The sequence below is a fragment of the Pseudomonas fildesensis genome, from assembly GCF_001050345.1.
GTDB lineage: Bacteria > Pseudomonadota > Gammaproteobacteria > Pseudomonadales > Pseudomonadaceae > Aquipseudomonas > Aquipseudomonas fildesensis.
Window position 1 is genome coordinate 141,785 of record NZ_LFMW01000021.1, and the last position, 23,748, is coordinate 165,532.

At 58.5% G+C, this 23,748-nt stretch carries 14 protein-coding genes and 1 pseudogene; 8 read left to right on the forward strand and 7 right to left on the reverse strand.

Annotated features, from left to right (window positions below; translation table 11 throughout):
• Positions 1 to 21: 21 nt before the first annotated feature.
• The 3 genes and pseudogenes from ACR52_RS31410 to ACR52_RS24950 all read right to left on the reverse strand — a co-directional run.
• Positions 22 to 203: pseudogene (locus ACR52_RS31410) on the reverse strand (hypothetical protein); the annotation flags it as partial.
• 93 nt (positions 204 to 296) lie between these two features.
• Positions 297 to 653, reverse strand: a complete 357-nt coding sequence (locus tag ACR52_RS24945; protein WP_048730514.1) for a response regulator — start codon at positions 651 to 653, stop codon at positions 297 to 299.
• Between the two features lie 222 nt (positions 654 to 875).
• Positions 876 to 4,421, reverse strand: coding sequence for a hypothetical protein (locus tag ACR52_RS24950; RefSeq protein ID WP_236692186.1), 3,546 nt, complete (start codon positions 4,419 to 4,421; stop codon positions 876 to 878).
• A gap of 277 nt (positions 4,422 to 4,698) precedes the next feature.
• On the opposite strand from ACR52_RS24950, the gene ACR52_RS24955 reads away from it, so the two are divergent.
• From ACR52_RS24955 to ACR52_RS24975, 5 genes are all read left to right on the forward strand, one after another.
• A complete protein-coding gene (locus tag ACR52_RS24955) occupies positions 4,699 to 8,196 on the forward strand; it encodes a response regulator (RefSeq protein WP_048730515.1) in 3,498 nt (1,165 codons plus the stop codon).
• Positions 8,197 to 9,027: a CheR family methyltransferase gene (locus tag ACR52_RS24960; protein ID WP_173439339.1), complete on the forward strand. Its 831-nt coding sequence runs from the start codon at positions 8,197 to 8,199 to the stop codon at positions 9,025 to 9,027.
• Positions 9,024 to 9,623, forward strand: a complete 600-nt coding sequence (locus ACR52_RS24965; RefSeq protein ID WP_048730516.1) for a chemotaxis protein CheB — start codon at positions 9,024 to 9,026, stop codon at positions 9,621 to 9,623. The genes ACR52_RS24960 and ACR52_RS24965 overlap by 4 nt, the downstream gene beginning before the upstream one ends.
• Complete coding sequence (locus tag ACR52_RS24970; RefSeq protein ID WP_048730519.1) at positions 9,617 to 10,810, forward strand: hybrid sensor histidine kinase/response regulator; 1,194 nt, start codon at positions 9,617 to 9,619, stop codon at positions 10,808 to 10,810. Before ACR52_RS24965 ends, ACR52_RS24970 begins: the two co-directional genes overlap by 7 nt.
• A gap of 78 nt (positions 10,811 to 10,888) precedes the next feature.
• Positions 10,889 to 11,266, forward strand: a complete 378-nt coding sequence (locus tag ACR52_RS24975; RefSeq protein WP_010171103.1) for a response regulator — start codon at positions 10,889 to 10,891, stop codon at positions 11,264 to 11,266.
• Between the two features lie 66 nt (positions 11,267 to 11,332).
• Here ACR52_RS24975 and ACR52_RS24980 read toward each other — a convergent pair whose 3' ends face one another.
• From ACR52_RS24980 to ACR52_RS24995, 4 genes are all read right to left on the reverse strand, one after another.
• The gene (locus tag ACR52_RS24980) at positions 11,333 to 15,199 is read right to left on the reverse strand and encodes a hypothetical protein (RefSeq protein WP_048730525.1); all 3,867 of its coding nucleotides are present in this window, start codon (positions 15,197 to 15,199) and stop codon (positions 11,333 to 11,335) included.
• A 141-nt stretch (positions 15,200 to 15,340) separates the two neighbouring features.
• Positions 15,341 to 17,011, reverse strand: coding sequence for an ATP-binding protein (locus ACR52_RS24985; protein ID WP_048730528.1), 1,671 nt, complete (start codon positions 17,009 to 17,011; stop codon positions 15,341 to 15,343).
• Positions 17,008 to 18,510, reverse strand: a complete 1,503-nt coding sequence (locus ACR52_RS24990) for an ATPase domain-containing protein (RefSeq protein ID WP_048730649.1) — start codon at positions 18,508 to 18,510, stop codon at positions 17,008 to 17,010. The genes ACR52_RS24985 and ACR52_RS24990 overlap by 4 nt, the downstream gene beginning before the upstream one ends.
• Before the next feature lie 218 nt (positions 18,511 to 18,728).
• Positions 18,729 to 19,787: a tetratricopeptide repeat protein gene (locus ACR52_RS24995; RefSeq protein ID WP_048730530.1), complete on the reverse strand. Its 1,059-nt coding sequence runs from the start codon at positions 19,785 to 19,787 to the stop codon at positions 18,729 to 18,731.
• A 325-nt stretch (positions 19,788 to 20,112) separates the two neighbouring features.
• On the opposite strand from ACR52_RS24995, the gene ACR52_RS25000 reads away from it, so the two are divergent.
• Genes ACR52_RS25000 through ACR52_RS25010 form a run of 3 tightly spaced genes read left to right on the forward strand, consistent with a single transcriptional unit; the run spans position 20,113 to position 23,748 of the window.
• Positions 20,113 to 21,762, forward strand: a complete 1,650-nt coding sequence (locus ACR52_RS25000) for an AMP-binding protein (RefSeq protein ID WP_048730532.1) — start codon at positions 20,113 to 20,115, stop codon at positions 21,760 to 21,762.
• 21 nt (positions 21,763 to 21,783) lie between these two features.
• Positions 21,784 to 22,551, forward strand: coding sequence for an SDR family NAD(P)-dependent oxidoreductase (locus ACR52_RS25005; protein ID WP_048730534.1), 768 nt, complete (start codon positions 21,784 to 21,786; stop codon positions 22,549 to 22,551).
• Between the two features lie 12 nt (positions 22,552 to 22,563).
• On the forward strand, positions 22,564 to 23,748 hold the full coding sequence (locus ACR52_RS25010) for an acetyl-CoA C-acyltransferase (protein WP_048730535.1): 1,185 nt from the start codon (positions 22,564 to 22,566) through the stop codon (positions 23,746 to 23,748).

Consider the following 23,748-nt stretch of genomic DNA (forward strand, 5'->3'; position numbering starts at 1 on the left):
GAAGGCGACGAGTTTCCTGTTTTATTTCCCGAACGTCACGTTAATCCCTGCAAACAAGGTGAACTTCGCCCTGGCGCGCCACGGTGAATTGAGGTTCAACCCAGGCGTTGACGAGAGTGCTGCCGGACTTCCAGGCTTTGCCCCACCAGCCCCAATGGGATGGCGGCGGGCGTTTTCAGGTCAAATGTCCAGAGGTGGGTTGAGCAAGCCGAATGAATGAGTTGCCCACTGCAGGGGAAAAGCGCGAACGACTTGGCATACCGCTCCGGCGGGGCGGTATCGGAGGAAGGGGAGTATCAGGCAAGCATGGATTTAACTTTGTCACGCAGTTGGTCGATCGAGAACGGTTTGGCGATCACCTGCATGCCAGGGGGCACTTCAATGCTTTCGGCATAACCGCTTGCGAACAGGATGGGTAGGGCGGGGCGCAGCACGCGTACTTGGGTCGCCAGGTCCTTACCGCTCATGCCCGGCAGGCCCATGTCGGTCATCATCAGGTCGATCATCTGGTCGTTCCTTTCAACCATCTTCAGCGCCTGTTCGCCGTCCGCAGCTTCAAGCACCTTGAACTCCAACTCTTCGAGCACATCGGCAATCAGCATGCGCACGATCGCGTCGTCTTCGACTACAAGGATGGTGGAGGATGCGGGCATAGCGAGAATTCCTGAAAAATGGAGAAGGGTGCATGGAAAATCAAAAGGCAACTTGCTAGTGAGTCCTGGCGCTGCAGGCAAGTTCCCCTCGTGCCTGCATTGTGACCACAGCGGGGCATAAAGTCTCTTGCCGGAGCCAGAACCTGCGGGGTTTCGTCAAACAGGTCGCGCCAATGGCCCCTGGCACATTGGCGCGGCCAGCTCAATTATGACGTGAGCGTTTTACAATGGGTTGTTTATCATGTCGGCTAACTCCAGTGTGTAAACGTTAGCCGCTTTAAGGTCGTTGGGGCTGAACTCGCTGACGTAATACTCACGCGCGCCACGCTTGGAGCCATAAGCATTCAAATTCGCGGCAATTCCACCACTGTTGAGTACTTTTTCCATGCCGTTCTGCATTGAGGCTAACGTGTCGAACTTGACCATGCCGGAGTTGGGCTCATAGAAAAACCATTCGGTTTTGCCGGGCTCAACCGTTATGCCCGCGATCATTCCGTGGTCCTTGGTACCGATTCTCAATGTTTTCGACGTAGAGGAATTCGTCAGGTCATCAATGATGCTCTGGTGATCCTTCTTTATCGAAGGTTTACCCATGTGGAACGTGGTTTTCTGGCCCACGGCACGCTGTAGATTGTTCAGTTCCTGAATAAACTCGGCAGCGTCCGCGTCTGTCGGGTTTCTCGCGGCTCTATAGAGGTTTTGCATGAATATGTCGTCTTTGCCGGAATGGATGGCCAGGGCCATGAGATTCGACAGCCCCGCGCACTCGCCCTTGGATGACAAATCCACGTGAGCCAGGTAATCCAGTTGTGATACCGGGGTAACTTTGACCCCCGGCACGTATACGTCATTGTAGAGAACCCTGGAAGCGTACTGGGCATTTTGAATTTCCAGAGCCTTCAACTCCCTTGCCAGGATGCCCATTTGTTCCGGTGTCAGCGCGTTCTTCGACGCCAGAGTCCTTAATTCATCGGCACTCATATTGCTGCTATAACCTGGAAGATCCTGCGTACTCCCCCGGCTGACACCTCGGTTGAAATCGTTAATGTTCTTTGGCGTTTGGGCGTTTCTTAGACCCATCTGCAAAGATCCGTAAATAGTGTTCGTCCCTCCATTCACCAATGGCCGGGGTGCACCAATGGGTTTGAAGTCCCTGATCGGCGAGCCATAGGGCTGCTTCAAGACGGGATCATAGTGGTACCACTGATCGTTTTTGAGGACCGCAACCCCATCGATGTTGCGTTCTCCCGCCTTGAACGAGCCTATCAAGGCCGTGCCATGTTCCTGACTGATCGCCTTGAGCAGATCAGAGTTACCGCTCGCGGCCCTTAGCGTGTTGATCCACTCAGTGGCCTTGTTAAATCCTTTGCCGACAAATTTTGCGCCTCCGACGGCCAGATCACCCAAGCCGCCCAACGGATTTAGCGTGCTGAACGTCGCCATGCCGATGGCTTTGGCTGCCCGTGCCACCTTGCTCGCGGCGGACACTGCGGTGCCGGCGATTTTGACGACCTTTCCTGCAGTCGCTGCGCCAGCGGTCAGGAAACCGAATATGTCCAGGCCGAGATCAAGCAGACCATCGCCAACATTGCCCTTGATGAAGTTGTTGATCGCGGAACGAAACGGGATCAGGTCCAGTATGAAATCGCTGACAACATCGGCTCTCCCATGATTTTTGTCGGCAGTGGTGAGGCCTCGGGCCTGCTGCTTGAGCGCGGGATCATCGAGATTGACATGCTCGACGAAGGCGTCAGCGATGTGTTTGACGCGGTCTGAAGTAAAACTGTCGAGACGCCCCCCACTTGGAGGTGTCTGTTCATTTTCGAGATTGGCTTTGCCATTTTTTGGCACGAACACCTTCGTTTCATGCACGACATTCGCCTCTCTCCTAGACCTGGGCGCTGCCATCCATTTAGGAACAGGTGTAATCCCGCCGTCGTTGAAGCTGATTTTGTACGGACTTGTCACCCCATTGTGTTCAATGCTAACCAGCAACTCTTCGCCTTTTGGATGATGCGTTTTGCCTAAGAATCCGGTCCCCAGCGTATGGGAGTGGTTTTGATAAAAGGTCATTTTTCCATAGTGAAATTTTTTCTGGTCTTCCCAAGGCAGCTGGGAGACCAGATGCGTTATGTACGTGCCTATCGCGTCCTTCTTTTCCTCGATAACGCTGTTGAATTGCGCTTCGAACGGTTTGGCCACGCCAAATCGGGGATTGGCGTTCAGTGCCTCCAGCGGAACACGACTGTCGCTAGAGATATAAACCAGGTCAGTGCCGGCCAAATCCATCATGGCGATATCCAATAACGAGTGAGGACCGACCTCCACGGTGCGGTACTTGACATTCGGGGCGGTGCCCACATCGCGGGACACATGAATCAACTTTTCCTCAAACAGCGCTTCCTGGCCGGGAAAACGTTTTTTAAGCTCGGCCAGCGCCATTTCTCTACGAGAAGGGATGTCTTTGTCCAAGGCCTGCGACGCCGACGTCATCAACGATTTACGGTCATTGAAGGTTGTTACCAAGGTAGTCAATTCGTCGGCGGTATACTCCCTGTCATTCTTCTTCCCCAGCACGCCATTGGCCACGCCCCAATCGATCAAGGCTTCACGTTGAACCGTCGCAGTAACAGACGGGTCTGCCAAGCTAGCGCTCTCGGCCTCAAGCATGACCTGAGCGAAGGTCATGTTCGCGACTTTTCCGGGCGTCTGGGCGTCTATTGTCGCCGCAGCGACTGCCAGGTTGACCCAGGCCGGGCTGCCATAGGTCACGCTGCCGGGGATGTCTTTGATTAAAAATACCGGGGCGCGGGCTGCCAATAGCAAGTGCGTGCCAGCGCCTGCCAACTCGGGGCTGGTTTTTCCCTGCTTGACCAGGTGTTTGCCCAGTGCATCCACGACCTCGGACGCCGGCTTGCCCCAATGTTTATTGCTGGCCAGATCGAAACCGGCGACGGTGTTGCGGCTCGGAGCCGTGATGGATTCGGGGTCCAGTTGCAATGCCAGTGCCGCGAGGAGGTAGTCCATGCCACTGCTATCGGTGGCAACTCCCTGCATCTGCTCCTGAAGCGCTTTGCCCATCAGTTGCGCCTCCGGAGAACTGATCAGGCCGTTCAACGCATTGGCTGGGTCCTTGAGCACGTCAGGGGACAGCGGCGTGCGATGTCGCAAAAACTCCAGTAAAAGCCCTTTGGTTTGCATAACCATCGCCTTGTTTCCAAGCGGATCGGCGTAATTCATGGTCATGAGTTTCAAGCGGCGCTGCTCGTCTGCGCTTAACGGCACCGGCCAACTCAGTGCGCCGCCCTGGTTACCCAATGGGTGCTCCTGCGACCTCGCGATCACGGCATCTGACAAACTGGTCAGGGCGAAAGGGTCAGTGGGCACATACAAACCGAGGCTGCTGATGAAGGATTCCAGCGTGGCGTTACCACCCGCCCCCGCGTAATAAAGCGAGTCAGGATGAATCGCCATGGGCGTGGTTTTGAGCGCGGCCAGCATGGTTTGTGGGGTGGCATCAGCCCCTAACCGCTTGGCAACTTCGTCAAGCTTGCGTCCTAGCATGCTCAAGTTGATTTTATCTGCCAGTGCTTGCTTAAAACGGGACGCTTGAGCGACAGGGGCACTGGTTTTCGGTTGTGTTGTTTGCTCCGGCGTTTCTTCGTTCGCGGCTGGCGTCGCGGTAGACGGGGTTTTTACAGCGTCAGTTTTTTCGGCGGAGACATAAGCAAGTGTCGTGCGGGATACTGGAACCAAAGAAATAGTCATACAAGGCACCCTTTATCAGAAAGTAAACACGCGTCTTTCTAGCGGGGCCTCCCTTTTCCCAAGACGTCACCTTGTGTGGGAAATCGGTTTGCTAGGTTCCGACTTGGGTGCCGGTAGAGTATGAACAACTAAAACAATGACGGCGTGTAATCGACTGGCAGCGTAGTTTTTTCCATATTTCACGCGTCGGGCGCACGCTCAGATGGCAGAAAAATAGCGTTCAACCGCAACTTTGGGGCAAACTCCCGGTTTTTCCGTATTTGGCCAAGGCATGCCCATGACTCCCGCGTCGTCCGTCGATGAAAAGAGCTTTCGTAACCTGCTGAGCCGAAATGTCGCGTTGCCCTTGGGCGTCGGCGTGCTCAGTGCGGTGTTTTTCGTCTGTCTGATCACCTATTTGTTGTCGGTGATCCAGTGGGTGGAACACACCGACCGGGTCATCAACAACCTCAACGAGTCGTCAAAACTGACCGTTGACCTGGAAACCGGCATGCGCGGCTTCCTGATCACCGGCGACGAGCACTTCCTCGACCCGTATGAGGTGGCCAAGCCGCGGATCATTGCCGATTTGCGTAGTTTGCAGGAGCTGGTAGCGGACAACCCCCAACAGGTGGACCGCCTCAAGCGCCTGGAAGCCATGCAAGTCGAATGGAACAAATACGCCCAGTCGATGATTGATATGCAGCGCCAGAGCGGTGACTACCGCAGCGCGGTCAAGGCCGGGCGTGGCAAGCGCCTGACCGATCAGATTCGCAAGGAATACGACGATGCGGTGGCGATGGAGCAGCAGTTGCGCATCACCCGCAATGAGGAAGTTACCCGTACCACGGTGATCAGCGTCACCCTGTACCTGGCATTTGTACTGGGCTTGAGTGGGTTTCTGGCGTATGTAGGTCGGAAGAATTTAATTTCACTATCAGATAGTTACAGCGCAAACCTCGCGTCCCAACAGAAGATTGCGCGACGCCTCGAGCAGCAAGCCTGGCTACGTAATGGCCAGACCGAACTGGCCGAACAGGTGCTCGGCCAACTGAGCCTCAACATGCTCGGGCGCAATATCCTGCAGTTCTTCGCCCAGTACATGGGGTCGGCTGTCGCAGCACTGTATGTGCGCGAAGAACACGGCGGCCTCAAGCGAGTGGCTACCTACGGCTTCTCCCGCGAACAGGAACAGCAGGAACAGTCGATCTACAGCGATGAAGGTATCGTGGGCCAGGCCGCTCAGCTGGATCGCCTGATTCGCCTGGACGATGTACCGGTGGATTATTTCAAAGTCAGTTCCGGCCTGGGCGAAGGCGTCACTCGCAGCGTGCTGGTGATGCCGACCAGCGATGACGACCGCGTCAACGGCGTGATCGAACTGGGCTTCCTGCGCCCATTGGATGAGCGTGACGTCGAGTTGCTGGAGCTGATTGCCGGCAATATCGGCACCTCCATCGAAGCCGCCCGCTATCGCCAGCGACTCCAGGAAGTGCTGGCCGAGACCCAGCAGCTCAACGAAGAGCTGCAAGTGCAACAGGAAGAACTCAAGACCGCCAACGAAGAACTCGAAGAACAGTCGCGCATCCTCAAGGAATCCCAGGTTCACCTGGAAACCCAGCAGGCCGAGCTTGAGCAGACCAACGAGCAACTGGCCGAGCAAACCCAGACCCTGGCCCAGCAGCGCGACGCCATGGACCGCAAGAACGTCGAACTCAACCAGGCCCAGGTCGAGCTGGAAGACCGCGCCGAAGAGTTGCAGCGTTCCAGCAAGTACAAGTCCGAATTCCTCGCCAACATGTCCCACGAGCTGCGAACGCCGCTGAACAGCTCGTTGATCCTGGCCAAGTTGCTGGCGGAAAACCCCCAGGAAAACCTCAGCGCCGAACAGGTCAAGTTTGCCGAGTCGATTTATTCGGCCGGCAACGACCTGCTCAACCTGATCAACGACATCCTGGATATCTCCAAGGTCGAAGCCGGCAAGCTCGAAATGCGCCCGGAAAACTCCAGCGTGGCGCGGCTGGTCGACGGTTTGCGCGGCATGTTCGAACCGCTCGCGTCCGACCGCAAGCTGAGCTTCCAGGTCGACATCCAGCCAGGTTCGCCCACCATGCTGTTCACCGACCGGCAGCGCCTGGAGCAGATCCTCAAGAACCTGCTGTCCAACGCGGTCAAGTTCACTGAACACGGCGATGTGAGCCTGTCGGTATCCTGCGCGCCAGGGGAGGGCATCGCCTTCACCGTGCGTGATTCGGGCATCGGCATTGCCCCGGACCAGCTGGAAAGCATCTTCGAAGCCTTCCGCCAGGCCGATGGCACCACCAACCGTCGTTATGGCGGCACCGGCCTGGGCCTGTCGATTTCCCGCGACCTGGCCACCTTGCTCGGTGGCTATATCAGCGTGACCAGCGAACCGGGCAAGGGCAGTCTGTTTACCCTGGTATTGCCCGAACAGTACGTCGAACGCCAGGAAGACGCCCCACCCGTCGAACAACCGCGCCAAGTCGTTTTGGCCCCTGCGCCCAAGCCCGTCGCGGTATCACCGTTGCCGGTGGCAGACGCCAAGGTTATTCCGCGCTTTGCCGATGATCGCGATAAAGCGCCGTTCACCACCCGCTGCATCCTGGTGGTGGAGGATGAACCGAACTTCGCGCGTATCCTGTTCGACCTGGCCCATGAGCTGGGTTACAACTGCCTGGTGGCCCATGGCGCAGACGAGGGCTACAGCCTGGCCGAGGAGTTCATCCCCGACGCCATCCTGCTCGACATGCGCCTGCCCGATCATTCCGGGTTGACTGTGCTGCAACGCCTCAAGGAACACGCCAATACCCGGCACATCCCGGTGCATGTGATTTCCGTGGAAGACCGCGTCGAAGCCGCCATGCACATGGGCGCCATCGGTTATGCGGTCAAACCCACCACCCGCGAAGAGCTCAAGGACGTGTTTGCCCGTCTGGAAGCCAAGCTCACCCAGAAGGTCAAACGCATCCTGCTGGTGGAAGACGATGACCTGCAACGCGACAGCATTGCCCGCCTGATCGGCGACGATGACATTGAAATCACCGCCGTCGGTTTCGCCCAGGAAGCCCTTGACCTGCTGCGCACCAACATCTACGACTGCATGATCATCGACCTCAAGCTGCCGGACATGCTCGGCAACGAGCTGCTCAAGCGCATGGCCACCGAGGACATCTGCTCGTTCCCGCCGGTGATCGTCTACACCGGGCGCAACCTGACCCGCGATGAAGAGGCCGAACTGCGCAAGTATTCGCGCTCGATCATCATCAAGGGCGCGCGCTCACCGGAGCGTCTGTTGGACGAAGTGACACTCTTTCTGCACAAAGTCGAATCCCAGCTGTCCCATGAGCGCCAGACGATGCTCAGGACCGCTCGCAGCCGCGACAAGGTCTTTGAAGGGCGCAAGATCCTGTTGGTGGACGACGATGTGCGCAACATCTTCGCCCTGACCAGCGCCCTGGAGCACAAAGGCGCGGTGGTGGTGATCGGGCGTAACGGCCGTGAAGCCATCGACAAACTCAATGAAGTCGACGATATCGACCTGGTGTTGATGGACGTGATGATGCCGGAGATGGACGGTTACGAGGCCACGGCCTTGATCCGCCAGGACCCGCGCTGGAAAAAGCTGCCGATCATCGCGGTCACTGCCAAGGCGATGAAGGACGATCAGGAGCGTTGCCTCGCGGCGGGCTCCAACGATTACCTGGCCAAGCCGATTGACCTGGATCGTCTGTTCTCGCTGATTCGCGTATGGCTACCCAAGATGGAACGCATTTAAGTGGAGCAACGTTTTTTGGAGAAGAGCAGCGACATTGAGCTGCGCCTGTTGATTGAGGCGATTTACCTCAAGTACAGCTATGACTTTCGCGACTATTCCGGCGCGTCAGTCAAACGCCGTGTGGCGCACGCCTTGCGCCAGTTCAACTGCGCGACCATATCGGCGCTGCAGGAGCGGGTGTTGCATGACCCGGCGGCGTTCATGCAGTTGCTGCAATTTCTGACGATCCCGGTGAGCGAGATGTTTCGCGACCCGTCGCACTTCCTGGCGATCCGCCAGGAAGTGGTGCCGCTGCTCAAGACCTACCCGTCGATCAAGATCTGGATTGCCGGCTGCAGCACGGGCGAGGAGGTGTACTCCATGGCGATCCTGCTGCGCGAAGAAGGGCTGCTGGAGCGCACGATTATCTATGCCACGGACATCAACCCGGCGTCCCTGGACAAAGCCAAGCAAGGCATCTTCTCCCTGGAGAATGTGCGGGCCTACACCGCCAACTATCAGCAGGCTGGCGGGCAACGTTCATTTGCCGACTACTACACCGCGGCCTACGATTACGCGATATTCGACAAAACGCTGCGCGAGAACGTGACCTTCGCAGACCATAGCCTGGCGACCGACAGTGTATTCTCAGAAACTCAATTAATTTCATGTCGAAACGTACTGATTTATTTCAATAAAAAATTGCAGGATCGAGCGTTTGGATTGTTTCATGAGTCGTTGTGTCATCGCGGCTTCCTGGTGCTGGGCAGTAAGGAAACTCTGGACTTTTCCGCCTACAGCAAGCAATTCGAACCCTTGGTCAAGCAGGAACGGATCTACCGAAAATCATGAACGACGCTGCAGCCAACCCGATTCGCGGGATTGAAGCCATCGTCGTCGGCGCTTCTGCCGGCGGCGTTGAGGCGTTGCTGAATATTTTCGGCGAGCTGCCGGACACCTTTGGCCTGCCGATCATTGCCGTGCTGCATTTGCCGGATGAGCGCCGCAGCCAACTCGCGCAAGTGTTCGCGCGGCGCCTGCGCGTCCCCGTACGTGAAGCGCAGGACAAGGAAGTGATCCAGGCGGGCACGGTGTACTTCGCCGGCCCCGGTTATCACCTGTCGGTGGAACATGACCGCAGCCTGTCCCTGAGCCAGGAAGACCGCGTGCACCATTCCCGGCCGGCCATTGATTACCTGTTCGCATCGGCCGCCGATACCTACGGGCAAGGCTTGCTGGCGATTCTGCTGACCGGCGCCAATCAGGACGGCGCGCGCGGGCTGGCCCACGTCAAGCAATCAGGCGGCACCACGGTCGTACAGGACCCCAAGGAAGCACGGATAGCCGTGATGCCCCTGGCGGCGATGGCCGTGTGTGCCCCCGACCATATTCTGCCCCTGAGCCGCATTGCCTCATTGCTGGCTTCCCTGGAATCTTCCCCATGTTAAGTACTGTCCAGGCCAAACTGCTGATCGTCGACGATCTGCCGGAAAACCTGCTGGCCCTCGAAGCGCTGATCAAGCGCGAGGATCGCCAGGTGTTTAAGGCCTTGAGCGCCGACGACGCCTTGTCACTGTTGCTGGAGCACGAGTTCGCCATCGCGATTCTTGACGTGCAGATGCCCGGCATGAACGGTTTCGAGCTGGCCGAATTGATGCGCGGCACCGAGAAAACCAAAAACATCCCGATTGTGTTCGTCAGCGCTGCCGGCCGCGAACTCAACTATGCCTTCAAAGGCTATGAAAGCGGCGCCGTGGACTTCCTGCACAAGCCGCTGGATATCCATGCGGTGAAGAGCAAGGTCAACGTCTTTGTCGACCTGTACCGCCAGAGCAAGGCGATGAAGCTTCAAGTGGAAGCCCTGGAGCTCAGCCGTCGCGAGCAGGAGCTGCTGCTGACGCGCCTGCAGGCCACCCAGGCCGAGTTGGAACAGGCGGTGCGCATGCGTGACGACTTCATGTCGATCGTCGCCCACGAAGTGCGCACGCCCCTCAACGGGCTGATCCTGGAAACTCAGTTGCGCAAGATGCACCTGGCCCGTGACAACGCCGCGGCGTTTACCCTGGACAAGATGCACGCCATGGTCGACCGCGATGAGCGGCAGATCAAGAGCCTGATCCGCCTGATCGAAGACATGCTCGACGTGTCGCGCATCCGCACCGGCAAACTGTCGATTCGCCCGGCGCGCTTCGATCTCACCGAACTGGTGCGCAACCTGCTGGAAAACTTCGCCCCGCAGGTAGCTGCCGCCGAGTCGTCCATGCAGCTGGAGGCCGAAGGCCCGGTGGAAGGCAACTGGGACGAATTCCGTATCGAACAGGTGGTCTCCAACCTGCTGACCAACGCCCTGCGCTACGGGGCCAAGAGCCCGGTGGAAGTGCGCGTGTACACCGAGCATGGCGAAGCGTGTGTGGAAGTACGCGACCATGGCATCGGTATCAGCGAAGACAACCAGAAGCGTATTTTCCAGCAGTTCGAACGGGTCTCCGCCAGCCATGTGGCTGCGGGTCTGGGCCTGGGGCTGTTTATCTCCGAGCAGATCGTTGCGGCCCATGGCGGCTCCATCGAGGTCCAAAGCCAGATAGGCGAGGGCGCGCTGTTTCGGGTGTGCCTGCCCATTGGTAATTCGGTGTGAAAACAATCGTCACCTCGACGCAACCTCTGCGTGACCCCATGGTCGTAATTGCAGCAACTGACCGGACAAAGGCTTCCCATGAGTGAAGATGCACAAGATGTCGTTCTGATCGTCGAGGACGACGAATCCATTATGTTCGTGTTGGGTGAATACCTGTCCGGGCTAGGCTATCGGGTATTGAAGGCGATCGACGGAGAGCAGGCCTTCGAAATCCTCGCGACCAAACCGCACCTGGACCTGATGGTCACCGACTACCGTTTGCCAGGCGGCATTTCCGGCGTGCAGATCGCCGAACCGGCGATCAAACTGCGACCGGAGTTGAAAGTCATCTTTATCAGTGGTTACCCGCAGGAAATTCTCGACTGCAACAGCCCGATCACGCGCAATGCGCCGATCCTGGCCAAGCCGTTTGATCTGGATACGCTGCAAGAGCATATTCAGCGGTTGCTTGCCTGATAATCGCTAGGTGCAGTTCCCTCACCCGCATTAAGGGGAAGGGAACTACACGACTATCGGCTAACTTTAGAATTGACGAGCCTGGTAATTGATTGTTGTCAGTATGTGCTTAGGCGGTTCGCCAACGCCTGCAACGTTTACCAGGATTTTCTTGCCGTGATCCTTCAGCACCTGTGTGGTGACTTTACCAATGAAGTCCTGCTGCATTTTTATCTCAGCTAAACGCTCTGCCTTATGCGGTGGCGTTCCTGGCGCAATATTATTAATCTGATTGACCATGTCGTTTTTTGCGCTAGTCAATGATGTAGAACCATTGGTCATACTCAGCGTCCCCTCAAAAGCTTTTACCGGCTTCTTGATTTCCTGTTGAAACAAACTTGCGAAAGACTTGCTTCGGGTCCCTTCCGCAGAATGGCAGATCAACAGGCGAACGTTATCAAAGGTCGAAGGGTCGACACCTTTGCTTTTTAGCAAAGCTATGACCCCTTTCGGATCATAGAGCTGATTATCAATGCAAACCTGTGTGCCCTTGCCTAAAAACTTGTCGACCCAATCACGTTCCACGCCATGCGCAACGATGTTCAGGCGTGTGGTCCCTTTGAAACTGTCCGTAAAGACATGTATCTCAGGGGCAATAAGTTTCAAATCCTTCATTGGGCCGCCCATTCTTACGACATTGTCATGGGCCAAACCGGTATCAAGAAGATTCGGGCTCTGTTTGTTAGTGACGGCTGGGAGAGCGGATTGCGCAGCATCATCGACCCATTGGGAGGTCTCCGGTGCAAAGTTTTCAAGGGGTCTACCGTAAGATTTATTGGTGATGGGGTCAAAGTTAAACCACTTTCCTGTCTCATCATCAAATTTAGCCAACGTTTTTATATCGTCTGCGCGATTGGCTAGCTTGTACGTGCCATCAACAACATCGGCTCTTTTCGCAAGGCCTATCAAATCGACGGAGCGCGTTGACATACCAAGCGCCTTGCGCCCGCTATTCCAGAAGCCCCGTACGATGCCATCAACCCCGTCCAGCGGGTTAAGACTGCCAATGGCTGCGCGCCCGATAATCTTTGCTCCTCGGGCAAGTTTACTCGCGAAGGAAACGCCAGCCTGGAATGCTTTGGCACCTTTGGCTGCCACGCCTATGCCCAAGACAAAACCGAAGGCGTCTAGCGTCAAGTCTACGATGCCATCACCCATATTGCCTGCTTGAAAATTCTGGATAGCCGAACGCAGGGGAATCAGATTGGCCATGAATTCGCGGGCTTTTTTGTAGAATGGCACCTCGGTGTCGAAGGTGGTCGCGCCCTTTGCCTCCTCCAGATCCCGAATGCCGACTGTTTTCACCATGGCGTCGGCAATGTACCCGGTCTTCTCGCTGGCATAGCTGTTTGGCGTACTTGTTTGGATTTTTTCGTCGGTGACGTCCGACGAATAGCTGCCCGAAGGTTCGATTTCTTTCAGCATCGTCGAGTAGCGGGAGTGGCCATCGGAAAGCGTTCGAGGCCCTGACGGGAAGTCTCTTAGCGCATCACGCTGGCGAATGCTGTTTTCTTTCAAGTTGATTTCATAAACATTGACGACGCCATCAAGCGCCGTTTTTACCAGCAGGCTATTGGGTACTTTAGTTTCAGTGACTACTCGGCTGAAGGCACTTTGAGTGACGTGATATTCCTCGAGCGTGGTAATTTTTCCGTGCTCGATATTTTTTCTATCCTCAAGAGGAAGTGTTGCAATAAGGTTTTTGACGTGAGTGCGAGTCGCCTTTTCCGCAGACGCAAAGTACTGTGGAAGTTCGGTGCTAAAACGCTCATTGATGTCGGGAAGTTGGTGGGAGTTGTCCACGATTTGACGAATGTCGACATCATCGCTTGACGACGACCAATGGAAACCTGCATTGATCCGAAAATTATCCGCCAGATAAAGATCCAGCACCGAGTAAGGGCCGGGGTTATCCCTAAGGCCAGGGACCAGTGTGATGCATTTTTTCTCGAACGGGATCTGATCGCCGTAGGCACGCTTGAGTGTGCCAAGCGCCATCTCCTTGCGGTCGGGTATAGGTGTCGAGTGGGCCTGTGACGCTTCGCTCAACTCTGTAACCTGAGCGTTAAATGCTTCAAAAGCGCGACTCATCTGCTCGTCAGTGTAGTCATCCAGGGTGTTCAAAGGGATGACGCCGTTGGCAACCCCCCAGTCTTTAAGCGCATCCCGTTGGGCCATTTGTTCGACCTGCCGTTCCTGTTCGGTGACAGGCGCCAGATCGGCTCGCTGCACGACTTGCGCGAAGGTCATACGCGCAGTTGAGCCAGGTGCCTGGCTCTCAAGGCGCGCCACCGCCGTGCTGAAGCTGACCCAGGTGTGAGAGCCGTAAGTCACCTTGCCGGGGATCTCCTTGACCAAAAATGCAGGCGCCCGGCGTGACAGCAACAGGTGGGCTGCAATGGGTGCCATCTCGACGCTTGCATGCCCTTTGGCAACCAAGTGCCTGGTCAGCCCCACGACCACTGTTGAAGGATGCTGGCCCCAGTGTTCATAACGAGCCATATCAAACCCTGCAACGCCTGTCCTGACCGGAGCTGATGTGCTGCCTGATTCGGAATCTTTATCCAGGGTGGCGCCGAGCGCCGCCAGCGTCCAGTCGTTGATACTCTCTGGGGTTGATACCCCGTTGAATTTTCCCTGTAACGCCAGTCCCAGCGCCTGTGCCTTGGGTGTAGCGAGAAGCGCTTGAACAAACTGTGCCGGGTGATTCAGGTCGTAGGGTGGGAAACTCTGGTTTTGGGTCAGATACCCCAGCGCACCTTTGTTGTCGTCATAGTTTTGCAAATCACGCAGGCCAAACCTTAAGGTGCGCCGATCGTCATCGCTCAATGGCGTCGGCCAGGACAATGCTCCGCCAAAGTTCCCATGAGGTAGCCGGGAAAGCTGGGGGGTCGTCAGAAACCGGCCAAGATTGAGCAGTTCATCGCGGCTCTTGGGTACATCCCAACCATTATCGCCGATGACCTTTTCGAGGCCGACAGTGGGGCCTTCCTGCAACGCCCGGGAGGATGAGCCGGCGTGCAGTGTGATGCTGGCCTTGCTCAGTTCACTGTGGATCACTTGCGCCAACTGGTTTTTGACGTGTTCGGGCGACAGGTACAACGCGTCAATGCGCTGCAGTGTCGTGCGGTGCAGCAGCGTTTCAGATACCTCGTCGACCGACAGGATGACATCTACCAGTTTCAGAGCGACCTCTCTCTGGTCATGAACATCGGCCAGCTTGGCCTGTTCGTGTTGCAGAACTTCTTCGGATCGCTCAGGTGAGGGCAGTGGAGCAACGAAGGCTTGGGTTTGTTCGAGTGCTGCAGCACGCGCTGCGACTGAATCCCGGGATTGATCGTTGATGGCTTCGCCATAAAAGTCGGCGACCGCACGGTAAGGTGCCGACGTACTGCTTGTGGGGCTGTAAATATAGCCAGAGTGAGTGGTTAGAGCGTTTGCCGCCTGCATGATCGGCGCCATCATCGAGGTCCAGAGATGGCCGTGCTCGTAAGCCGAAAATGACTTGCGCTGACCGCCGACCATCGCACTGATGAGATTGGCTCCGGGGTTGATCTCAATCGCTTTGGAAAGGTCTATGCCCTGGCTGGTGGCCCAAACGACGAAGTGCGGGCTCTTCATCGCGTTGTGCAAATGTGACCACCATTGACCGAAGGCCGAGGTGGGGGGGATGTTATCAATGTCACCCAATTGCCCCGAGCCTTGTGCTGAGCGCAGCGCTTGCGCAAAAAGCGCTGCCAACGCACTGTCGCCTTCGGCCTGCGCACTGTCCCCCGTGGGTTTAACCGGGTCGCTCTCATGCTCGACAGACCGTATCCGACGGACTACGGGTGCTTCAGGTACAGCATTCGGGGGCAGTTGGCGCGGGAGGCTGACGTGGCTGGAATGGATCATGGTGGGGTGCACTCGGAAAATTATTTTCGGGCTAACCGCAGCGGTACTTCTCACGCTTCGGTGTAAACCTTCGTGTCCAATCCCCCGTTACCGTTCCGACCTTCCAGCCCTTCAGTGCTGCAGGACGTTGCAGCGCCTACCTCATGCCTGAATCATCTCCCTGACCTTCGCCGTCAACAAATCAAACGTAAACGGCTTGGTGATCAACTGCATTCCCGGATCGAGGAACCCGCCGCGCACCGCGGCGTGTTCGGCATAGCCGGTAATGAACAGCACCTTGAGGTCCGGCCGAATCTGCCGGCCGATTTCCGCCAACTGACGCCCGTTCATGCCGGGCAGACCGACGTCGCTGATCATCAGGTCGATGCGTTGCTCGGATTCGATGATCGGCAACGCCGTATCCGCATCCCCCGCCTCGACAAAGGCGTAGCCCAGCTCTTTGAGCACGGCGCTGACCAATACCCGCACTGCCGGGTCATCCTCGACAATCAATACTGTTTCACCGGCATTGGCGAACGGCTGCAACGTCGGGTTGAGAGGCTCTTGTGCCTGCACTTCGCCCACAAAGCGTGGGAGGAACAAGCTGACGGTGGTGCCTTTGCCGACTTCACTGTGGATCGTCACATGGCCGTGGGATTGGCGCGCAAAGCCGTAGATCATCGACAATCCCAGGCCGGTGCCCTGGCCAATCGGCTTGGTGGTGAAAAACGGGTCGAACACGCGCCGCATCAAATGTTCCGGGATGCCGCAGCCGGTATCGCTGACGCTCAGCTCCACGTAATCGCCGGGCTCCAGGGTGCCGTAGGCGGCAGTGAACACGCTGTCCAGATGGCGGTTGGTGGTTTCCACCACTAGTTTGCCGCCGCCGGGCATGGAGTCCCGCGCGTTGATCACCAGGTTAAGCAGGGCGCTTTCCAGCTGATTGGGGTCTGCTTCGGCGGTCCAGAGTGGGCCGGCGAGGCGCATGTCGAGGGCGATGCTTTCGTTGATGCTGCGCTGCAGCAACTCGCCCATGGAACTGACCAGTTGGTTGATCTCGACGGGTTTTGAATCCAGTGACTGGCGCCGGGAAAAGGCCAGCAAACGGTGTGTGAGGCCGGCGGCGCGGTTGGCCGAGGTGACGCCCAGGTCGATCAGGCTGTCGAGGTCATCCAGTTTGCCGCGAGAAACGCGCCTGCGCAGCAGTTCGAGGCTGCCGATGATCCCGGTGAGCATGTTGTTGAAGTCGTGGGCGATGCCGCCGGTCAACTGGCCGACGGCCTCCATTTTCTGCGACTGGCGCAGCGCCTCTTCGTTGTTGCGCAACTGGGCGGTGCGCTCCTCGACTTGCTGCTCCAGGGTTTCCAGCGTGCGCTGCAGGCGCAGTTCGCTTTGGCCCAGATCAACCAGGCGGTCACGGGCTTCGTATTGCCGGCGTCGACCGCGCAGTGCGGCGCTTACCAGGCTGATCAGCGTGACGGGGTGGAACGGTCGCTCCAGGAACGTCACGTTGCCCAGCAAGCTGCCGAGGTGGGATGAACCATTCTGTTCGCTGCCGCCGTGATGGGTCATCAATACGATTGGCATATCTGACCAGGCAGGCTGTTGATGCAGGTGCTCCAGCAACGGCTCAAGATCAACACCGCGCAGCGCTTCTGCCGCAATCACGAGCAGGCCCGCGCCAAGTTCCAGCGCCTCGCACAGCATCGTCAGGTTGCTGGCGACAATGCCGCTGTAGCCGGCTTCGTTGAGCATCATCAGCGCCAGTGAGCCGTCACGGCCCAATGGCGCCAGAATGATTGCGCGTTCGGAGAGGGGAGATAGAGCGATCACACGCCCTCGTCCTTGAGCAGGGGAGAGCCCGCACCCATGTAGATCGGGATGCCACGAAGTACGCCCTGGAAGTTATCCAGGGGCTCGCCGATGGTCAGGCCGCGCCCGCTGATTCGGTACTCACGAATCGTCGATTCGTGGGCGCCGGTGCGTTTCTTGATGATCGAAATCGCGCGGCGAACCTTGCCCAGTGCTTCGAAGTAACGCAGCAGGATCACCGTATCGGCGAGGTACGTGATGTCCACGGGGGCCTGCATGTCGCCGACCAGCCCGTGCTGGGCAACGGTCATGAACGTCGCGGCGCCGCGGCGGTTGAGGTACAGCAGCAACTCGTGCATGTGCAGGATAAGCGCGTTTTCTTCCGGCATCGCCGCCTGGTAACCGTTGATGCTGTCGATGACCACGGTTTTGATCCCGCGCTCATCAACACAACGCCGCACCCGGTGGGAGAACTCGCCCGGAGACAATTCGGCAGCGTCCACCTGCTCGATCAGCAGGTTGCCGGTGGCTTGCAGGGCGGCGAGGTCGATGCCCATGTTTTTCATGCGTTCGAACAGCAACCCCAACTCTTCATCGAAAATAAACAGAGCAGCTTTTTCACCACGGGCCACCGCAGCGGCGGCAAAGATCATCGAGATCAGCGACTTGCCGGTGCCGGCCGGGCCGAGGATCAAACTGCTGGAGCCGGTTTCGACTCCGCCCCCTATCAAGGCATCCATTTCGGGTATGCCGCTGCTCAGGGTTTCACGGAGGTAGCCGCCGCGATGTTCGGCCGCAATCAGGCGCGGGAACACGTGAATGCCGTCTTCCATGATGGTGAAGTCGTGAAAACCGCCGCGGTATTTCTGGCCCCGGTACTTCACGATGCGCACGCGGCGCCGTTCAGCGCCGTAGCTGGGCGTCAATTCTTCCAGGCGAACCACCCCGTGGGCCACGCTGTGTACGGTCTTATCCAGGGATTCGGTGGTGAGGTCGTCGAGCAGCAGCACGGTGGCGTCGTAGCGCACGAAATAGTGCTTGATCGCCAGGATCTGACGGCGGTAACGCAGCGAACTTTGCGCGAGCAGTCGAATCTCCGACAGGCTGTCGATCACCACGCGGGTCGGCTTGACCTTTTCGACCACTTCAAAGATCTGCCGCGTGGCCTCGCCCAGTTCCAGGTCGGAGGAGTACAGCAGGCTTTGCTGATGCTCGGCGTTGAGCAGGCTTTCCGGCGGGGTCAGCTCGAAGATATGGATATTGTCATCCAGGTCCCAACCATGGGACTCGGCGCCCTGACGCAACTCGCGCTCGGTCTCCGAGAGGGTGATATACAAGGACCGCTCACCATTTTTCGCCCCGGCCTGGAGGAAGTGCAGCGCCACAGTGGTTTTACCTGTGCCGGGTTCGCCTTCCAGCAGGAACAGGTGGCTGCGCGAGAGTCCCCCGGAAAGAATGTCATCAAGACCTTCGATACCGGTGGCCGCTTTTTCAGTGAACAGCGCTTTGGATGTAGACAAGAAGTACCCTCGGGTCACGTACAAATAGAGAAGGGCGCGCCACCCCAGGCACGCCATAAACTCTTGACCGTGGAGGATTGTGACGGTTCAACACTTCGTAATATTTGTACATTCACTCTTGGTTTGTAGGGGATAGTGAACGGTAACGCGGGTTTGCTGAATAAACGCGGGGACTGGTCGTTTTTTACCGGCAAGCGGCCTCCTACAAGAGGACGGCTTCAGAGGCCTTGTTGCAGGGCTGGATCGTCCGGGTTCTGCTGCTCCAGTTGTGCAAGCAATACCTGCACATTCTGCAACTGGCCGCTTTCTTGCCAGTAGTTGACCAGCAGTACCCGCGCCTTGCGATTGGCGGGGTGGCGCTGGATGATTTCTTCCAACTGGCGCTGGGCGGCTTCCAGTTCCTGCTGGGCGTGCAGGGTGGTGGCCAGGTCGTAGCGATAATCCTGATTGTCCGGCTCCAGCTCCACTGCCCTGGATAAACCGAGGAGCGCGTAAGGCCGCTCGCCATGGTGCAACAACCACAGGCCCAGGGCATGTTGCAGATAAGCCGACTCAGGGTGCGCCGCCAATTGCCGCGCCAGCAGTTGGCGGGATTCGTCGGTCTTGCCTTGTTTATCCAGCAGTTCGATTTGCGCCACCACTGCCTGAAGGTTGTCCGGCTGCAAACGCATCGCCTGCTCCAGCGCATGTTGCGCATCCGGCAGCAGCGCGCTGTGGATGTACAGGCGCGCGAGCTGGATCCAGCCTTCGGCCGTTTCGGGCTGAGCCTTGAGTTTTTTCACAAACTCCTCGAGCACCTGCTGCAACGGCCCGAAATACAGGCCCAGGGTATCCGGTGAAAGGCCAAGCAAGGCATTGGCGGCGGTAAAGCGTACGCTTTGCTCGGGGTCATCCAGCAGCGGGCCGAGCAATAGCGTGCGCTGGCCGCTAGGTACCAGGCCGACGATGCTGTGAATCGCCGCCTCGCGCACCCTCGGCGAGTCGTTTGCCAGGTCCTTGTCGGCCAGTTTCAGCGCCTGGGGGCTAGGGTAGTTGGGCAATTCGACATGCAAGGTCGCGCGGCGCTCATCGGACAGGTCCGGCCGGCCCAGCTGCTGATACAGCACGCGGGCAGCACCGGGTTCACCGTTATGCGCCTGTTTCAGGGCTTTCGAATAACCATGCGCAATGGCAGGAGGCACCGCCACCGGGGTGGAGCGGGAGAAATACCAGGTGATCAGCACAATCAACAACAGGGCGCACAGGCCGACGATGGAGTAACGGCGTGACTTTGACATTCAGGCGTCCGAAAGCTTGGGCAGCTAGGGCAAAGTCGCAAGCTTCGGTCAGACCACCGCGAGTGTCAAACCCGCATCAGGCGATCATTGGCGCAAGGCTTCTTCGGTGGCGCAGGCGCTCAGGTTAGAAGCTGGCGGGCAACCCGTCCAATCGCTTGGGCCGACCGGCTGATCGGCGGGGTCTATGATTAAAGCGCATTGGCCAAACCAGTCAGCCATGTTGATGGCTTTGACCATTGCCGCTCAAGAGCTCTAGAGCGACTATTTCCACGATTCGTGTCCTGAAAAGCGTCCTGACAATAACAATACTCAAGGATTTGAAACGATGCGTGATTATTTGGCTGCCACCACCGAGTTTGATTACCAGCACACCGTTGATGCCGCCTTGGCCGGCAACCTGCAGGGGCTCAACGCCTGTGTCGAATGCTGCGACCGGCATGCATTGCCCGGTCGCATCGCGTTGTTCTGGGAGAGCAAGGACGGGCGCAGCGCCACGTCGACCTTCAGCGACCTGCAGGACCAGGCTGCACGCTTCGCCAATTTCCTGCTGGCCCAGGGCGTAAAACGCGGTGACAAGGTGGCGGGGCTGTTACCCCGTACCGCCGAGTTGCTGGTGGTGGTGTTCGCCACCTGGCGCATTGGCGCTGTGTATCAGCCGCTGTTTACCGCCTTCGGCCCCAAGGCCATCGAACACCGCTTGAGCAGCTCCGGCGCAGCGTTGGTGGTCACCGACGCGGTGAACCGCCCCAAGCTCGCAGAAGTGGAAGGCTGCCCGACTATTGTCACGGTCACTGGCGCCAAGGGTGAAGGGCTGGTGCGCGGCGACTTCAGTTTCTGGGCCGAACTGCCTAATTATTCCAACCTCTGCGAACCCGTGTTACTGGGTGCCGAAGACCCGTTTCTGTTGATGTTCACCTCAGGCACCACCGGCCCGTCGAAAGCCCTGTCGGTGCCGCTCAAAGCGATCGTCGCGTTCCAGAGCTACACCCGTGACGCGGTCGACCTGCGCCCGGAAGACGCGTTCTGGAACGTCGCCGACCCGGGTTGGGCCTACGGCATCTATTTCGGCGTGACCGGGCCGTTGTCCATGGGCCACCCGATTACCTTCTACGATGGCCCGTTCACCCTGGAAAGCACCTGCCGGGTGATCAACAAATACGCGATTACCAACCTGACTGGCTCGCCGACTGCGTATCGCCTGCTGATTGCCGGGGGCGAACAGTTCGCCCGCTCCATCAAGGGCAAGCTGCGCATCGTCAGCAGCGCCGGCGAGCCGCTGAACCCGGAAGTGATCCGCTGGTTTGCCGACAACCTCGGTGTGACCATCCACGACCACTACGGTCAGACCGAGCTGGGCATGGTCCTGTGCAACCACCATGGCCTGGAGCATCCGGTGCACATCGGCTCTGCGGGCTTTGCCTCGCCAGGCCACCGCATTGTGGTGCTCGACGACGATCATCAAGAGTTGCCTGCCGGTGTGCCGGGCATTCTCGCCATTGACCGCGAGCAATCGCCGATGTGCTGGTTCGCAGGCTATGACGGCGTGAAAACCAAGGCGTTTGTCGGCCAGTACTACTTGAGCGGCGACACGGTGGAATTGAACCCCGACGGCAGCATCAGCTTTGTCGGGCGCAGCGACGATGTGATCACTACCTCCGGCTACCGCGTGGGCCCGTTCGACGTGGAAAGCGCGCTGGTCGAACACCCGGCCGTGATCGAAGCGGCCGTGGTCGGCAAGCCCGATGCGGAACGCACCGAGTTGGTAAAAGCCTTCGTAGTGATCAACGCGCAATACCGCGCCACCCCGGAATTGGCCGAGGAGCTGCGCCAACACGTGCGCAAGCGCCTCGCTGCCCATGCCTACCCGCGGGAAATCGAATTTGTCAGTGACTTGCCCAAGACCCCGAGCGGCAAGCTGCAACGCTTTATCTTGCGTAATCAGGAAATCGCCAAAGCCCAGGCTGCGGTGGCTTGATCCACTTTTAAGGAAACAATGATGCAGATTGAAAACAAGGTTTTTCTGGTCAGCGGCGGCGCCTCTGGCCTCGGCGCGGCCACCGCTGAAATGCTCGTCGCCGCCGGTGCCAAGGTGATGCTGGTGGACCTGAATGCCGACGCTGTCGCAGCCAAGGCCAAACAACTGGGTGACAACGCCCGCAGCGCCGTGGCCGATATCAGCCAGGAAGCCGCTGCCGAAGCGGCCGTGCAAGCCGCCGTTGCAGCCTTTGGTGGCTTGCACGGGCTGGTGAACTGCGCCGGCGTGGTGCGCGGCGAGAAGATCCTCGGCAAGAACGGCCCCCATGGGTTGGCCAGCTTTGCCCAGGTGATCAACGTCAACCTGATCGGTAGCTTTAACCTGCTGCGCCTGGCCGCTGCGGCCATTGCGCAAACCGAAGCGAATGCTGACGGCGAGCGCGGCGTGATCATCAACACTGCCTCGGTGGCTGCGTTTGACGGGCAGATCGGCCAAGCCGCGTATGCCGCCTCCAAGGGCGCGATTGCCAGCCTGACACTGCCCGCCGCGCGGGAACTGGCGCGCTTTGGCATTCGGGTGATGACCATCGCCCCTGGCATCTTCGAAACCCCGATGATGGCCGGCATGACCCCCGAAGTGCGTGATTCCCTCGCGGCAGGCGTGCCGTTCCCGCCACGCCTGGGCAAACCCGCCGAGTACGCCGCGCTGGTGCGGCACATCATTGAAAACAGCATGCTCAATGGCGAGGTGATCCGTCTTGACGGTGCCTTGCGCATGGCGGCCAAGTAAGGAGGATTTTTCATGACCGATCCCATTGTTATTGTCAGCGCCGTACGCACGCCCATGGGCGGGTTCCAGGGCGACCTCAAAGGCCTGACCGCGCCGCAACTGGGCTCCGCCGCGATTCGCGCCGCCGTCGAGCGTGCCGGGATTGCCACCGATGCCGTGGACGAAGTGTTGTTCGGCTGCGTGCTGCCGGCCGGCCTGGGCCAGGCGCCTGCGCGTCAGGCCGCGCTGGGCGCCGGGCTCGACAAGGCGACACGTTGTACCACCCTCAACAAGATGTGCGGCTCAGGCATGGAAGCGACCATCCTGGCCCATGACTCGCTGCTGGCCGGCAGTGTCGACGTGGTGATTGCCGGCGGCATGGAAAGCATGTCCAACGCCCCGTACTTGCTGGACCGCGCCCGCAGCGGCTACCGCATGGGCCATGGCAAGGTGCTCGACCATATGTTCCTCGACGGCCTGGAAGATGCCTACGACAAGGGCCGCCTGATGGGCACCTATGCCGAAGACTGCGCCCTGCATAACGGCTTTACCCGTGAAGCCCAGGACGCGTTTGCCATTGCCTCGTTGACCCGCGCGCAGGAGGCGATCACCCACGGCAGCTTCGCCGCCGAGATCGTCCCGGTGCAGGTCACAGTCGGCAAAGAGCAAAAAACCATCCTGCATGACGAACAGCCACCCAAAGCCAAACCGGACAAGATCGCCAGCCTGAAACCCGCATTCCGCGAAGGCGGCACGGTGACGGCGGCCAACTCCAGCTCGATTTCCGACGGCGCGGCGGCCTTGCTGCTGATGCGTCAGTCCGAGGCGCAAAAGCGTGGGCTCAAACCCTTGGCGGTGATCCATGGGCACGCGGCGTTTGCCGACGAGCCGGGACTGTTTCCGGTGGCGCCAGTGGGGGCGATCCGCAAGCTGATGAGCAAGACCGGCTGGAACGTGGACGAAGTCGACCTGTTCGAAATCAACGAAGCCTTCGCCGTGGTCAGCCTGGTGACCATGAGCAAGCTGGAAATCCCCCACAGCAAGGTCAATATCCACGGCGGTGCCTGTGCCTTGGGCCACCCAATTGGCGCGTCCGGCGCACGCATCCTCGTGACCTTGCTCTCGGCCCTGCGCCAGAAAGGCCTCAAGCGTGGCGTTGCCGCCATCTGCATCGGCGGCGGTGAAGCCACGGCCATGGCCGTCGAATGCCTGTATTAA

Bases quoted from the DNA above. Each gene is read 5' to 3' on its own strand.
- ACR52_RS24945 (WP_048730514.1), bottom strand. From the start codon at position 653: ATGCCCGCATCCTCCACCATCCTTGTAGTCGAAGACGACGCGATCGTG.
- ACR52_RS24975 (WP_010171103.1), top strand. From the start codon at position 10,889: ATGAGTGAAGATGCACAAGATGTCGTTCTGATCGTCGAGGACGACGAA.
- ACR52_RS25010 (WP_048730535.1), top strand. From the start codon at position 22,564: ATGACCGATCCCATTGTTATTGTCAGCGCCGTACGCACGCCCATGGGC.
- ACR52_RS25000 (WP_048730532.1), top strand. From the start codon at position 20,113: ATGCGTGATTATTTGGCTGCCACCACCGAGTTTGATTACCAGCACACC.
- ACR52_RS24955 (WP_048730515.1), top strand. From the start codon at position 4,699: ATGACTCCCGCGTCGTCCGTCGATGAAAAGAGCTTTCGTAACCTGCTG.
- ACR52_RS24980 (WP_048730525.1), bottom strand. From the start codon at position 15,199: ATGATCCATTCCAGCCACGTCAGCCTCCCGCGCCAACTGCCCCCGAAT.
- ACR52_RS24950 (WP_236692186.1), bottom strand. From the start codon at position 4,421: ATGACTATTTCTTTGGTTCCAGTATCCCGCACGACACTTGCTTATGTC.
- ACR52_RS24965 (WP_048730516.1), top strand. From the start codon at position 9,024: ATGAACGACGCTGCAGCCAACCCGATTCGCGGGATTGAAGCCATCGTC.
- ACR52_RS24995 (WP_048730530.1), bottom strand. From the start codon at position 19,787: ATGTCAAAGTCACGCCGTTACTCCATCGTCGGCCTGTGCGCCCTGTTG.
- ACR52_RS25005 (WP_048730534.1), top strand. From the start codon at position 21,784: ATGCAGATTGAAAACAAGGTTTTTCTGGTCAGCGGCGGCGCCTCTGGC.
- ACR52_RS24970 (WP_048730519.1), top strand. From the start codon at position 9,617: ATGTTAAGTACTGTCCAGGCCAAACTGCTGATCGTCGACGATCTGCCG.